The organism is Flavobacterium sp. LC2016-01 (genome assembly GCF_009711135.1).
Taxonomy (GTDB): domain Bacteria; phylum Bacteroidota; class Bacteroidia; order Flavobacteriales; family Flavobacteriaceae; genus Flavobacterium.
In genome coordinates this window covers 62,756-75,781 of the sequence record NZ_WMIC01000013.1, presented here as the reverse complement: position 1 = coordinate 75,781, position 13,026 = coordinate 62,756, and the positions used below count along the sequence as shown (strand labels likewise).

Sequence of the window (13,026 nt, the reverse complement as noted above, 5' to 3'; positions counted from 1 at the left end):
TTTTGCCTTAAAAATGGGATATATTTTTATTGATAGGACAGAATTCATCGCTTCTGATTATCTTTGCCGACTAAATAAAAATAGAAGTGAATTTAAAGCAATACACTAAGGAGTTTTCGTATAATTTAAAACTGGCATATCCTGTAATTTTAGGAATGGTTGGGCATACTTTAATAGGTATGGTCGACAATATTATGGTAGGTAAAATTGGAGCTACTGAATTAGCAGCAGTTTCATTGGGAAATACGATGATTTTTGTGGCAATGTCAATAGGAATTGGTTTTTCGACAGCAATTACGCCAATTGTTGCCGAAGGAGATGCCGAGAAAAATGATGTCAAAATTCGTTCTGCATTTCATCATGGTCTATTTTTATGTACGATTTTAGGATTGTGTCTTTTTGGGATAATTGTTTTGGCAAAGCCAATAATGGAAATGCTGGATCAGCCTGCTGATGTAATTACATTGGCAAAACCCTATCTGGACTGGGTTGCTTTTTCACTAATTCCTCTAATAGTGTACCAAGGTTATAAACAATTTGCCGATGGATTATCGCTTACAAAATATTCGATGTACGCAATGGTTATGGCTAATGTCTTGCACGTAGGAATCAATTACATGTTGATTTACGGAATTTGGATTTTTCCTAAAATGGGAATTATAGGTGCCGCGCTTGGAACTGTAATTTCAAGAATATTTCTCGTAATGTTCATGCATATTATGCTTTCCAGACGAAATGACTTAAAACGATTTTTCAAGGATTTCAGTTTTAGCGAAATAAAAAAAGCAACCATAAAAAAAATAATTAGCATTGGATTTCCATCTGCAATGCAAATGCTTTTTGAGGTAGTTTTATTTTCTGCTTCGGTTTGGCTTTGTGGTAATATTGGGAAAACAAGTCAGGCGGCAAATCAAATTGCTTTGAGTTTAGCTTCCATGACATTTATGTTCGCAATGGGATTAAGTGTAACTTCGATGATCAGAGTCAGTAACCAAAGAGGTTTAATGGATTATAAAAAACTGGTTGTTGTAGCAAGATCTATTTTCCTGTTGGCGGTTATACTCGAAACTGTTTTTGCAATTTTGTTTATCGTTTTTCACCAATATTTGCCGTACATCTTTTTAAATATGGAAAATACTGGACAGGTGCTGGATAATAGCGAAGTAATCAGTATTGCATCAAAATTGCTTTTAATTGCGGCAGTTTTTCAAATTTCTGACGGAATTCAGGTTGTCGTTTTGGGCGCTTTGCGCGGTTTGCAGGATGTCAAGATTCCCATGTATATTACTTTTGTGGCGTACTGGATTATTGGTTTTCCAATTTCATATTATCTGGGAGAATACACAGAACTGAAAGCACAGGGAGTTTGGATTGGGCTTTTGGCAGGTTTAACAGCAGCAGCTATTTTTCTGTACATTCGCTTTCATTACTTAACAAAGAGATTAATCACGAATTCAGTTTCAAATAGCTAAATTTGAAGTGTAAATTATATTAGCCACAGATTTCACAGATTAACACTGATTTAAGTGTTTAACTTTTTAAATAAAATCCTTTTAATCTGTGAAATCTGTGGCAAAAAAACTAGCCCGTTTAGCAGACAATTGTAAAATCTAAAATAAACTTATATAAAATGGAATTACCTAAATTTTTACTTGGAGACAATACTGATTTTCCAGATGATATCTTCATCGTTCATCTTGATTATCCTCGCTTTATTATCAATTTAAAAGATGATGAGGTTGAATTTTTAGAAGAAGCCGAAGATCTTGACGAAGCAGAATTAAATGCTGAAATGGAAGGCTTGATTGAAAAAGCAAACGAGTTTTACGACAGAGAAATAAACCGTTACGAAGAGTAAATACAAAAGGATATAGGTGCATATGTAGAGGCGCACAGCAGTGCGTCTTCTATGTACCGATCTTTTATTTAACACCGAAAATTTCTCGCAATAGCAGATTGTAAAGATTTTTTCACGCAGATTTTGCAGATTATAGCAGATTTAATTTTAAAATTTGCTATAAAAATCGCTGCATACATCTGCTTAAATCTTTTAAAATCTGCGTGAAATAAAAAACTTACGGCTCTATATTATCCCTGTTTCAACCAAAAAAAATAATGCAAATCATCTAATGAAAAAATTAAGTTATTTAAAACCTATTTTCAATTTTATATTAATCGGATTGCTGATTACCACTTTAAGCCGATTTTTTTTATTTCTTATTTTTAAAGAAAGAGTAGAGCAGACCCCAGATTTTTGGTATATTTTTCCAATTGGTTTGCGAATGGATTTGATTTTGCTTTGTTATTTGTCATTTCTGCCGGCTGTTCTAATTACTTTTCTTCCAAATAAATGGCTGAAATTCACCAATAAGTTTTTAGTAATTTACAGTTTCTTATTTCTTTTTCTGATTCTTTTTGTAGAATTGGCTTCACCCGATTTTGTAAAACAATACGATACACGTCCAAATAAAATTTTCCTAGATTATCTTATTTATCCAAAAGAAGTTATCGGAATGCTTTTAAAAAGTTATCTGACTTCAATCATAGTGACTTTTTTAATTCTTGGAGTGGTGCTTTATTTTGCCTTCAAAAAAGGAAAAAAGCATTTTCATACAAGTAATTCAGAATATAAATTCAAATTAATGGTTTTTCCATTACTTGCTTTTTTATTGTTTTTTGGAGCGCGTTCAAGTCTTACTTCAAAACGCCCTATTAATGCCAGTAATGCTGTTTTTTCATCAGATCAATTAACGAATACGTTAGGGTTAAACTCATTTTACACGGTTGCTTTTGCTGCTTATTCGATTAAGAACGAAGGAAACACAAAAATGTATGGTAAAATGGATGAAGCCGAAGCCATTGCACGTGTAAAAAAATACATGATAGCGGGTCCAAATGATTTTACCGATGCTGAAATTCCGTTTTTGCATGTACAACAGCCTGATTCTGTTATGAAAAAGCCATACAATCTGGTGATATTTTTACAAGAAAGTTTAGGTGCAGAATATGTTGGAATTTTAGGAGGAAAACCGCTGACGCCAGAATTTGATAAATTATCAAAAGAAGGATTATTGTTTACCAATTTATATTGTACAGGAACCAGAAGCGTACGCGGAATTGAAGCGGTTGTAACTGGATTTTTGCCTTCTCCATCTGAAAGTGTTGTTCGACTAGGAAACTCGCAGCAAGGGTTTTTTACACTTGCCGATGCCTTAAAACATAAAGGTTATGATACCAGTTTTATATACGGAGGAATGGCTAATTTTGATAATATGGCTTCATTTTTCAACGGAAATGGTTTTAGTGATATTGTAGATCAAACTGATTTTGAGTCAGATGGAAATAAATATGCTTTTAAAGGAACTTGGGGTTATTCTGATGAAGATTTGGTGACGAAAGCCAATAATTATTTCAAATCAAAAGGGAATAAGCCATTTTTTTCTTTGATGTTTTCGACTTCAAATCATGAACCATTTGAATATCCGGAAGGAAGAATAAAACCTTACGATAAAAAACCGGCAACAGTAAACAACGCCATGAAATATGCCGATTTCTCAATTGGTAAATTTTTTGAAATGGCCAAAAAAGAAGAATATTTCAAGAACACCATTTTCATTGTAATCGCAGATCACAATACAAGAACATACGGAAAAAATTTAGTGCCAATAAATAAATTCCATATTCCGGCATTTATTATGGGACCAGGTGTTCCAAAAGGCGCAGTTTATGATCGATTGGCAAGCCAGATTGATATTCCGCCAACATTATTAAGTTATTTAGGAATTCCGTTTGAAACCCCAATGGTAGGCAGAAACCTAAGTAAATTAGATCCAAAAGTACAAGGAAGATCAATTATGCAGTTTAATGATATCAACGCTTTTAGAGTCGAAAACCAAGTTGTGATTATGCAACCAAATTTGAAACCTCTGCAATTTGAAATCAAAAACGACACGACTTTAATTCCGGTAAAATTAAATGAAGAATTAGCAAAAGATGCTTTGGCTCATGTAATTACGGCAGGAAATTTATATAGAGAAAATAAGTATAAGCTTAGAACTAAAAAATAGTTACAAAGGTTCAGAGTAACAAAGTGACAAAGGTTTAAAGAAGCAGAGAAAAATACTTTGCCACTTTGAACCTTTGTCACTTTGTCCCTTTATCAAAATAAAATTTTAATAAATCAGAAGCAGCTGCAAAAGGTGAAATTTCATCATTTTGCACTGCTTTTTTATTTTGTTCTAAAAGCGAAATGATTTCAGGTTTATTGAAGAAGTTTGATTTTAATTGTTCATTGATGGTTTCCATCATCCAGAACTGATTTTGTTCATGTCGTTTTTCCTGAAAAAATCCTGTTCCTTTGGTCAGTTCTAAATAATCAGAAATGGTATTCCAGATAGCTGAAATTCCATCTTTAGTAATGGCACTGCAAGTTGTTACTTTTGGCTGCCAGTTTGATTTTTTTGGCGGAAATAAATGTAGCGCTCTATTGAATTCGAGTTTCGCTTGATTCGCTTTTTTGATATTGTCTCCGTCGGCTTTATTGATTACAATAGCATCTGCCATTTCCATAATACCGCGTTTAATACCTTGAAGTTCGTCGCCGGCACCTGAAATTTTCAATAAAAGAAAAAAGTCAACCATACTGTGAACGGCAGTTTCGCTTTGACCAACACCAACAGTTTCAATAATTATAGTATCAAAACCTGCAGCTTCACACAAAATAATGGTTTCTCTTGTTTTACGTGCAACGCCGCCTAAATTTTCTCCAGAAGCACTCGGACGAATAAAAGCATTTTCGTCTTTTACCAATTCCTCCATTCTGGTTTTATCGCCTAAAATACTTCCATGCGAAATCGAACTGCTTGGATCAACGGCAAGAACAGCCACTTTTTTTCCTAATTGCGTCAGATAAGTTCCAAAAGCTTCAATAAAAGTACTTTTACCAACGCCGGGAACGCCCGTAATTCCTATTCGAATTGATTTATTTGCGTGAGGTAAACAGCCGCTTATCATTTCTTCTGCTTTTGTCGCATGTTCCGGATTGGTACTTTCAATAATTGTAATTGCGCGGCTTAAGGCAGTTCTGTTTCCCGAAAGAATTTCAGAAATTAATTCTGATGCTGAAGGCTGTTGTCTGCGTTTGTTTTTAATGTCATTTATAGCCGAAACATTGGTGATTTCAGGAGATGAAATCCCAGCTTTTTCAGTTAAACTGCTCGACTGTTTCTTTACACTTGACAAAATACTTTTTTAATATTGTAAAAGTACTGAAAACAAAAACAGTTTCAAAAGTAGATTAGTACCTAAGAAACTGTTTTTTGTTAAAATATGTATTATATGATGAAGATAAAAAGACTTAGGATCTTAGCATCTTAGAACCTTAGTATCTTTAAAAAAAATTAGTAAGCAGCCGTAAAACGAACTTGATGATGCTTTGGATTTTCTACTTCATCAGCAATTACAACCGCTAAATCTTCTACAGATAAAATACTTCTTTGTTCGTCGTTAAAAACAGGATTTTCTAAACCTAAACGGTATTTACCAGTTCTTCCTGTTGTAATTCCCTGATGCATTTCAAAAGCCGGACTAAAAAAGGCCCAGTCTAATTCTTTTTCTTCTTTTAAGATATTTAAATAATCTCTTGCTGCAGTTGCTCCTGCATAAAATTCTTTTGGAAAATCTGGAGTATCAACTGCCTGTAAGCCTGGAGCTACAAATAAACTTCCTGCACCGCCAATTGTAATAAAACGTTTTACGCCCGATTTTTTTACCGCTTCTTGAATTGCTTTTGATCCGGCAATAAAATCATCATAAATATTAGGGTTTGTCCATCCAGAATTATATGCATTAATAACAGCATCATTTCCTTTTAAAATTTCTGCCAATTCGTTAACATTAAAAATATCAGCGCTTTTCCAGTTAATGCCAGAAGTGTCTTTTGGGTTTCTTGCAATAGCAGTAATTTCCTGATTTCTGCCTGCTAATTCGTTTAAAATTGCTGTTCCAACGAAGCCTGTAGCTCCAATAATTGCTATTTTCATAGTATATAAATTTATTTAGTAATGAAAAATGTTACAGTTTTGTATAAAAAAATAGTTCTAAAATTGGTTCGAAAAATCTTCTAAGGATATTTCTTCCAATTGTGCGCTCACTTTTTGATTCATTTCTGCATATAAAGCATCCAGATTCTGATTGATTTTTTTTCCAACAGGACAATCTGGATTCGGCTGATTTTTGGCATAACCCAAATTAATAGTTTCAAAAGTCATTTCAAAAATCTCTTTTAATGTCAGTTTAGATGAATCTACGGCCAATTTTGTTCCGCCATTTTTTCCTTCTTTACTTTCTACAATATGATGTGCTTTTAGGTTTGCAATTTCTTTTCGAACCAAAACCGGATTTAAATTAATACTCCCCGCAATATATTCTGATGATAAATAATCATTTGGGAATTTATTGAGTAGAGTAAGAATGTGAATCGTTATGGCAAATTTACCTGAAAGCATACTGTAATAAAATATGTTACAAATGTAATGAGTTTTATAACACAAAAAATAATTTTAACTAAAAATTAATTTCTTCTAACAATTTTTAAATCCCTATTTTTGTCCTGAAGCCTTGATATGAACAACTTTATTATAATATTCTTCTTTTTATTTTTAGGATTGCTTTTACAAAATGTAAAGCGATTTCCAACTCATATCTATAAGACAATCAATAAAATTGTTATTTACGTATGTCTTCCTGCTATTACTTTATACCATATTCCGAAGATAAAATGGAGCAATGAACTGCTGTTTCCAATAGGAGCGGGGTGGATTAGCTTTTTTCTGGCTTTTGTGTTTTTTCATTTTTTAGGGCGACGATTAGGCTGGTCAAATAAATTGATTGGTTGTTTGGTTCTAACAGCCGGATTAAGTAATTCTTCATTTCTAGGTTATCCAATTGTAGAAGCTTTATTTGGGAAAAAAGGATTAGAAACTGCAGTTTTGGTAGATCAGCCGGGGACTTTTGTTGTGGTTTCGACTTTAGGTGTTTTTGTGGCAGCATTTTATTCTAAAGGAAGTCCTGATTTTAAAAGTATTGCTAAGAAAATCATCTTTTTTCCGCCGTTTATTACCTTTGTTGTTGCATGTTTCTTGAATATTTCTGATTACAATTTAGATGTAAATATTCAAACTTTATTATTGAAATTAGGAAGTTTGGTTACGCCATTGGCTTTATTTTCAGTAGGATTGCAATTGACATTTGATCGAAAAAGCAGACATTGGAAATTTTTACAACTCGGACTTTTATTCCGACTTATTGTAACGCCGCTTATCATTTTCATTTTGTATGTTTTTATCTTTAATCAGCATTCAGAAGCGATAAAAATTACAATTATAGAAATTGCAATGGCACCTATGATTACGGGTGCAATTCTTGCTTCTACCTATGGTTTAAAGCCAAAATTAAGCAGTATGATGATTGGTTTCGGAATCCCAATTTCCTTTATAACCCTTGCTGTTTGGTACTTCATAGTTGGTTTTATTTAAAATAAAATACTAACTAGATAGATAATGTAGAATTTTAACTTTTTTTTAATTCGAACGTGTTTTCTAAAGGTTTTTTTTAGTTAATTTTAGAGGAACTAAAAAATATAAATTATGTCAACATTAAGATTAGGCGATATAGCTCCAGATTTTCATGCAGAAACCACGCAGGGACCAATCAATTTTCACGAATATTTAGGTGATTCATGGGGCGTTTTATTTTCGCATCCAGCAGATTTTACTCCGGTTTGTACAACTGAATTAGGAACTGTAGCGAACTATGTTCCGGAATTTTCTAAAAGAAATACGAAAGTTATTGCTTTGAGTGTAGATGGTTTACAATCGCATTTAGAGTGGATTAAAGACATTAATGAAACTCAAAATACAGAGGTTAATTTCCCGATTATTGCCGATGAAGATAAAAAAATAGCAACGCTTTATGATATGCTTCACCCAAATGCGAGTGACAAATTTACTGTTCGTTCTGTTTTTGTGATTGGTGCCGATAAAAAAATCAAATTGACACTTACTTACCCAGCTTCAACAGGAAGAAATTTTGACGAACTGCTTCGTGTAATTGACAGTTTACAGTTAACTGCAAATTATAGCGTTGCTACTCCAGCAAACTGGAAAGATGGTGAAGATGTTGTCATAGCGCCAGCAATTCCAGATAGTGATATTCCGGCAAAATTCCCAAAAGGACATACACCAATTAAGCCTTATTTAAGATTGACGCCACAACCGAATAAATAAGATTCTAAGATACTGAGACACTAAGATTCTAAGTTTTTTAATATAAAAAGCGTTAAGATTTCATAATTGAAATCTTAACGCTTTTTTTTCGAAGCAAGCCGAAAGACACTACGAATAAAACTCAGAATCTTAGAATCTCAGTAACTTAGCTTCTCTTAGTCAACTCATTCATTTTTTTTCTGTCTCCCACAACCCAGATAATATCATTTTGGCTTAAAATAATATTTGATTCAGGGTTTAAGATTCGGTTTCCATTTCTTTCAATTCCAACGACCAAACCGCCCGTTTTTCCTCTAAATTGACCAATGCTTTTTTGAATAAATTCTTCTTGAGAAACCTCTAATTGACGCAATACAATGTCAGATTGTTCAACTTCAGCTCGAGCTTCGATTTCGTTTTGATTTAGATATTTTGCAAATTCGGTTACTTGAGCATCCGTACCAATTACACAAATTTCGTCACCTGGAAATAAACGCTCATTTTTAGTCGGGATTGGAATGGTAATATCGCCTCGTTTTATTTCTGCAATATTAATTCCGAGCTGTTCGCGAATTCTCAGTTCTTCAAGTGTTTTTCCTGCCAAGTTCGATTCTTTTCCAATATCAAAAAAGGACATGTGACCGTCCCACGGCATTAAATTAGCATAACGTCTGTCGATTTTTTTGTTTTCACGATCATTCAGGTTTTTCAGAAAATGATTTTCAATTTTATGATACTGTTCGTTTAATTTTTTCGGAAAAATTTGGTACGCTCCAATGGCAATGATCAAAGCAACAAAAGCGACTAAAGGTGAAAAGAAAATATTCAACAGAAATCCGACGAAAAATAAACCAAGGCTCATTCTAATTAAGATCAGCATTAAAAGTGCCCCACGGTATTTGCGTTCTTCCCATAAAATTTCGACTTCATCAACTTTTACCCTGCGAAGCGAAAGTGCCCATAAAAATGGTGCGATTATTACTAAAGTTATTAAAGCAGCAAGTGTGTTTCCAAATCGGGTATCAGCCACTAAAGGCGCAACAAATTTCGACGATAATAAAATTATGGCTGTAATAATTATGGTATGCAGTATAATTTGTGTGACCGAAGCTCTCAGAACAATTTGCCATGTACTCACCGATTTAATTGCCTGCGCGTTCACGCTATAACGATTAATATTTTTAACCCATCTTTTAGGCATTTTCTGTTCTAAATATAAAGCGAAAGATTCTGAATATTTAATTAAAAAAGGCGTCGTAAATGTAGTAACTGCCGAAACGGCTACAATTATTGGATACAAGAAATCGCTTGTAACTTTCAACGTCATTCCGAGTGTAGCAATAATAAAAGAGAATTCCCCAATCTGTGCTAAACTCATTCCGGTTTGTACGGATTGTTTCAACGGCTGACCAGACAATAAAGCTCCAGTTGCAGAACTTAGTGCTTTTCCAAAAATAGTAACCAAGGTGATAATCAAAACAGGAAGCGCAAAATCAACTAAAGTTACCGGATTAATCAACATCCCGACAGATACAAAGAAAACAGCTCCAAATAAGTCTTTTACGGGCTTAATCAAATGTTCTATTTTTTCGGCCTGAGTGGTTTCGGCAATAATTGAACCCATAATAAAAGCGCCCAAAGCAGGTGAAAAACCAACATTTGCCGCAAACATTACCATCATCAAACACAAGGCAAGCGAAATAATCAGCAACATTTCGTCACTTAATAAATGTTTTGCTTTTTTTAGAAGAGTAGGAATAATAAAAATCCCGCCTAAAAACCATATGATCAAAAAGAATACTAATTTTAAAACAGACTGCAATAATGCTGTTCCAGAGATTTGATCGCTAACCGCAATTGTTGACAACAAAACAAGCATCAAAATGGCCACAATATCCTCGACAATCAGCGCTCCAAAAACAATTCCAACGAACTTTTTTCCTTTTACACCCAATTCATCAAATGCCCGAATAATAATGGTTGTGGAAGAAATTGAAAGGGTAGCGCCAAGAAAAATACTGTCCATTTTTCCCCAGCCCATCCATTGGCCCACTAAATAACCAATCAATGTCATAAATATAATCTGGGTGATGGCGGTGACGGAAGAAGTGCCTCCCACTTTCATCAGTTTTTTAAAACTAAATTCAAGTCCTAAACTGAAAAGTAAAAAAATAACACCAATTTCGGCCCATACTTCGACACTTTTCATATCGGTTATGGAAGGGAAAAAATCGAAATGGTTTCCGGCCAAAAATCCTGCAATCAGGTAACCTAACACCAATGGCTGTTTCATTTTTTTGAATATGAGCACAGCAATTCCAGCGGTCATCAGGATTAATCCTAAGTCGCTGATTAAAGGTTGCAAATGGTGTGTAGTTTCAGCAGCGGCGTTTAAGGCAATCATATAGAAGTGGTATTTTAGTTTCAGGAGCTATTTCCAGCCTTACATTTCAAGCTTTTGCTCAAAAAACATATTTTTAACGCCGTTACAGGAGCTTCCGCTGGTCGCTCTGTAACAACAAAAAAATATAGTTTTTCGAGCAAAAGGCTTTTCATTTCAGTCTGGGCTAGTTTTCCAATCAGATTTAATAAAAAAAGCTATCTCGATAAAGATAGCTTTTTTTTGGGAAAATATTTTAGGTTTTCTTTAAATTCCTGTGTAATTGCTAGGAGTTATTTGCATTAATTCAGCTCTAACCGCATCAGAAACTTCTAAAGTCGCAATAAAATTATGAATTGCATTTTTATCAATAGCTTCATTTGTTCTTGTCAAACCTTTTAGAGCTTCATACGGATTTGGATACGCCTCACGACGTAAAATAGTCTGAATAGCTTCAGCAACAACTGCCCAGTTTCTCTCTAAATCTTCAGCAAATTTGCTTTCGTTTAAAAGCAATTTATTCAAACCTTTTAAAGTTGCTTCAAAAGCAATGATCGTGTGTCCTACTGGAACTCCAATATTTCTTAAAACAGTACTGTCTGTTAAATCACGCTGTAATCTTGAAATTGGCAGTTTCGCTGATAAATGCTCGAAAATAGCATTAGCAATTCCTAAGTTTCCTTCAGAATTTTCAAAATCAATTGGATTAACTTTATGTGGCATTGCCGATGAACCAATTTCTCCAGCTTTGATTTTTTGTTTAAAATAATCCATAGAAACATACGTCCAGATATCACGGTCTAAATCGATAATGATATTGTTGATTCTTTTTAAACCATCAAAAAACGCTGCAAAGTGATCGTAATGCTCAATTTGTGTTGTTGGAAAAGAATGTTGTAAACCTAAATCAGTTTCAACAAATTTAGTCCCGAATTGTTTCCAGTCAATTTGAGGATAAGCAACATGATGTGCATTGAAGTTTCCAGTTGCACCGCCAAATTTAGCTGCAAACGGAACGTTGAACAACAAACGCATCTGCTCTTCTAAACGCTCCACAAAAACCAAAATTTCTTTTCCTAAACGAGTAGGAGAAGCTGGCTGTCCGTGCGTGCGTGCCAACATTGGAATGTCTTTCCATTCCACACTTAATTCTTTCAATTTAGAAATTACAGAAATTAAGGATGGCATATAAACTTGCTCAAAAGCTTCTTTTGTAGAAAGCGGAATAGCAGTATTATTAATATCTTGAGATGTTAATCCGAAGTGAATGAACTCTTTGTGTTGTGATAAACCTAGTTTTTCAAAAGCATCTTTAATAAAGTATTCAACCGCTTTTACGTCATGGTTGGTTACTTTCTCTGTTTCTTTAATCCAAAGCGCATCTTCAGTCGAGAAATTTTTGTAGATATTTCTTAAGCTGTCAAATAAATTTGAATTCACGCCAGAAAGCTGTGGCAATGGAATTTCGCATAAAGCAATGAAGTATTCCACTTCAACCAAAACACGGTATTTTATTAAAGCTTCTTCAGAGAAAAAAGGTGCTAAATTTTGAGTTTTATTTCTATATCTTCCATCAATTGGTGATATAGCATTCAATTCGTTTAGAGTAGTCATTGTTATGTTGTTTTTCGAAAGGTGCAAATATAAACAGAATTTAGCGATTAGAAGTAATTAAAAGAGCATTTATACATTCAAAATGAATTTAAGCGCGCTCTCAAATCGGCAACACCTTCTGATGCAAATTTGGCAATCGTTTCTACTTTATTTCGAATATTCGGAATCGCAATTGGTTTCGGATCAATATAAAAAACAGGAGTTGTGCTTGACGCATACGCAATCAGGCCTGCCGCAGGATAAACTTGCAGTGAAGTGCCAATTACAGCAAAATAATCTGCTGTTTCTGTAATGTCAATTGCTTCTTCAAGAGCAGGAACTTCTTCGCCAAACCAAACAATATGTGGTCGCAATTGATGTCCGTTTGCATCAAAATCGCCAGTATATAAATCTTCAGTCCAATCTAAAATCAGATTTTTATCTCTAATGCTTCTTACTTTTAATAATTCACCGTGCAAATGCAAAACTTTTGTGCTTCCGGCGCGTTCATGCAAATCGTCAACATTTTGGGTAATAACATGAACGTCGAAATCTTTTTCTAATTCGGCTAAAATAATATGACCTAAATTTGGCTTTACTTCTTTTAATTGCTGACGCCTTTTGTTGTAAAAATCCAAAACTAATTCTTGATTTTTATGCCAGCCTTCTGGAGTTGCAACTTCCATAACATCATGACCTTCCCATAAACCGTCACTGTCACGAAAGGTTTTGATACCGCTTTCTGCACTAATTCCGGCACCGGTTAAAACGACAAGTTTCTTTTTCATT

General features: G+C 34.1%; 11 protein-coding genes. 5 read left to right on the top strand and 6 right to left on the bottom strand.

Annotation, left to right across the window (positions count from 1 at the left end):
* The first annotated feature begins 86 nt into the window (after positions 1 to 86).
* The 3 genes from GKZ88_RS21275 to GKZ88_RS21265 all read left to right on the top strand — a co-directional run bounded on the left by GKZ88_RS21275 (position 87) and on the right by GKZ88_RS21265 (position 4,067).
* On the top strand, positions 87 to 1,472 hold the full coding sequence (locus GKZ88_RS21275; RefSeq protein WP_347343906.1) for an MATE family efflux transporter: 1,386 nt from the start codon (positions 87 to 89) through the stop codon (positions 1,470 to 1,472).
* Positions 1,473 to 1,630: 158 nt separating this feature from the next.
* On the top strand, positions 1,631 to 1,858 hold the full coding sequence (locus GKZ88_RS21270) for a hypothetical protein (RefSeq protein WP_056196313.1): 228 nt from the start codon (positions 1,631 to 1,633) through the stop codon (positions 1,856 to 1,858).
* A gap of 271 nt (positions 1,859 to 2,129) precedes the next feature.
* Entirely contained in the window at positions 2,130 to 4,067 is a 1,938-nt protein-coding gene (locus tag GKZ88_RS21265; protein WP_155104315.1) for an LTA synthase family protein, read from the top strand.
* 76 nt (positions 4,068 to 4,143) lie between these two features.
* Here the strand turns inward: GKZ88_RS21265 and meaB are convergent, their stop codons facing one another.
* The 3 genes from meaB to GKZ88_RS21250 all read right to left on the bottom strand — a co-directional run bounded on the left by meaB (position 4,144) and on the right by GKZ88_RS21250 (position 6,506).
* Entirely contained in the window at positions 4,144 to 5,241 is a 1,098-nt protein-coding gene (meaB, locus tag GKZ88_RS21260) for a methylmalonyl Co-A mutase-associated GTPase MeaB (protein WP_155104314.1), read from the bottom strand.
* A 158-nt stretch (positions 5,242 to 5,399) separates the two neighbouring features.
* A complete protein-coding gene (locus tag GKZ88_RS21255; RefSeq protein ID WP_155104313.1) occupies positions 5,400 to 6,041 on the bottom strand; it encodes an NAD(P)H-binding protein in 642 nt (213 codons plus the stop codon).
* Positions 6,042 to 6,098: 57 nt separating this feature from the next.
* Positions 6,099 to 6,506: an Rrf2 family transcriptional regulator gene (locus GKZ88_RS21250; protein ID WP_155104312.1), complete on the bottom strand. Its 408-nt coding sequence runs from the start codon at positions 6,504 to 6,506 to the stop codon at positions 6,099 to 6,101.
* Positions 6,507 to 6,623: 117 nt separating this feature from the next.
* Here GKZ88_RS21250 and GKZ88_RS21245 point away from each other — a divergent pair, with 117 nt between their 5' ends.
* Both GKZ88_RS21245 and GKZ88_RS21240 read left to right on the top strand, forming a co-directional pair.
* On the top strand, positions 6,624 to 7,535 hold the full coding sequence (locus GKZ88_RS21245) for an AEC family transporter (RefSeq protein ID WP_155104311.1): 912 nt from the start codon (positions 6,624 to 6,626) through the stop codon (positions 7,533 to 7,535).
* Positions 7,536 to 7,646: 111 nt separating this feature from the next.
* Positions 7,647 to 8,285, top strand: a complete 639-nt coding sequence (locus GKZ88_RS21240) for a peroxiredoxin (protein ID WP_155104310.1) — start codon at positions 7,647 to 7,649, stop codon at positions 8,283 to 8,285.
* Positions 8,286 to 8,430: 145 nt separating this feature from the next.
* Here the strand turns inward: GKZ88_RS21240 and GKZ88_RS21235 are convergent, their stop codons facing one another.
* The 3 genes from GKZ88_RS21235 to GKZ88_RS21225 form a co-directional block, all read right to left on the bottom strand.
* The gene (locus GKZ88_RS21235; RefSeq protein ID WP_155104309.1) at positions 8,431 to 10,668 is read right to left on the bottom strand and encodes a cation:proton antiporter; all 2,238 of its coding nucleotides are present in this window, start codon (positions 10,666 to 10,668) and stop codon (positions 8,431 to 8,433) included.
* Positions 10,669 to 10,911: 243 nt separating this feature from the next.
* Positions 10,912 to 12,258, bottom strand: coding sequence for an adenylosuccinate lyase (gene purB / locus GKZ88_RS21230; RefSeq protein ID WP_155104308.1), 1,347 nt, complete (start codon positions 12,256 to 12,258; stop codon positions 10,912 to 10,914).
* A gap of 77 nt (positions 12,259 to 12,335) precedes the next feature.
* Positions 12,336 to 13,025 carry an NAD-dependent deacylase gene (locus GKZ88_RS21225; RefSeq protein WP_155104307.1) on the bottom strand — a complete coding sequence of 230 codons (690 nt, stop codon included), beginning with the start codon at positions 13,023 to 13,025 and terminating at the stop codon, positions 12,336 to 12,338.
* Between the last annotated feature and the right edge of the window lies 1 nt (position 13,026).

What these genes read in the sequence shown, in the direction of transcription:
- GKZ88_RS21245 (WP_155104311.1), top strand. Translation starts at nt 6,624, where the DNA reads ATGAACAACTTTATTATAATATTCTTCTTTTTATTTTTAGGATTGCTT.
- GKZ88_RS21265 (WP_155104315.1), top strand. Translation starts at nt 2,130, where the DNA reads ATGAAAAAATTAAGTTATTTAAAACCTATTTTCAATTTTATATTAATC.
- GKZ88_RS21270 (WP_056196313.1), top strand. Translation starts at nt 1,631, where the DNA reads ATGGAATTACCTAAATTTTTACTTGGAGACAATACTGATTTTCCAGAT.
- GKZ88_RS21240 (WP_155104310.1), top strand. Translation starts at nt 7,647, where the DNA reads ATGTCAACATTAAGATTAGGCGATATAGCTCCAGATTTTCATGCAGAA.
- GKZ88_RS21235 (WP_155104309.1), bottom strand. Translation starts at nt 10,668, where the DNA reads ATGATTGCCTTAAACGCCGCTGCTGAAACTACACACCATTTGCAACCT.
- GKZ88_RS21255 (WP_155104313.1), bottom strand. Translation starts at nt 6,041, where the DNA reads ATGAAAATAGCAATTATTGGAGCTACAGGCTTCGTTGGAACAGCAATT.
- GKZ88_RS21225 (WP_155104307.1), bottom strand. Translation starts at nt 13,025, where the DNA reads ATGAAAAAGAAACTTGTCGTTTTAACCGGTGCCGGAATTAGTGCAGAA.
- purB (WP_155104308.1), bottom strand. Translation starts at nt 12,258, where the DNA reads ATGACTACTCTAAACGAATTGAATGCTATATCACCAATTGATGGAAGA.
- GKZ88_RS21250 (WP_155104312.1), bottom strand. Translation starts at nt 6,506, where the DNA reads ATGCTTTCAGGTAAATTTGCCATAACGATTCACATTCTTACTCTACTC.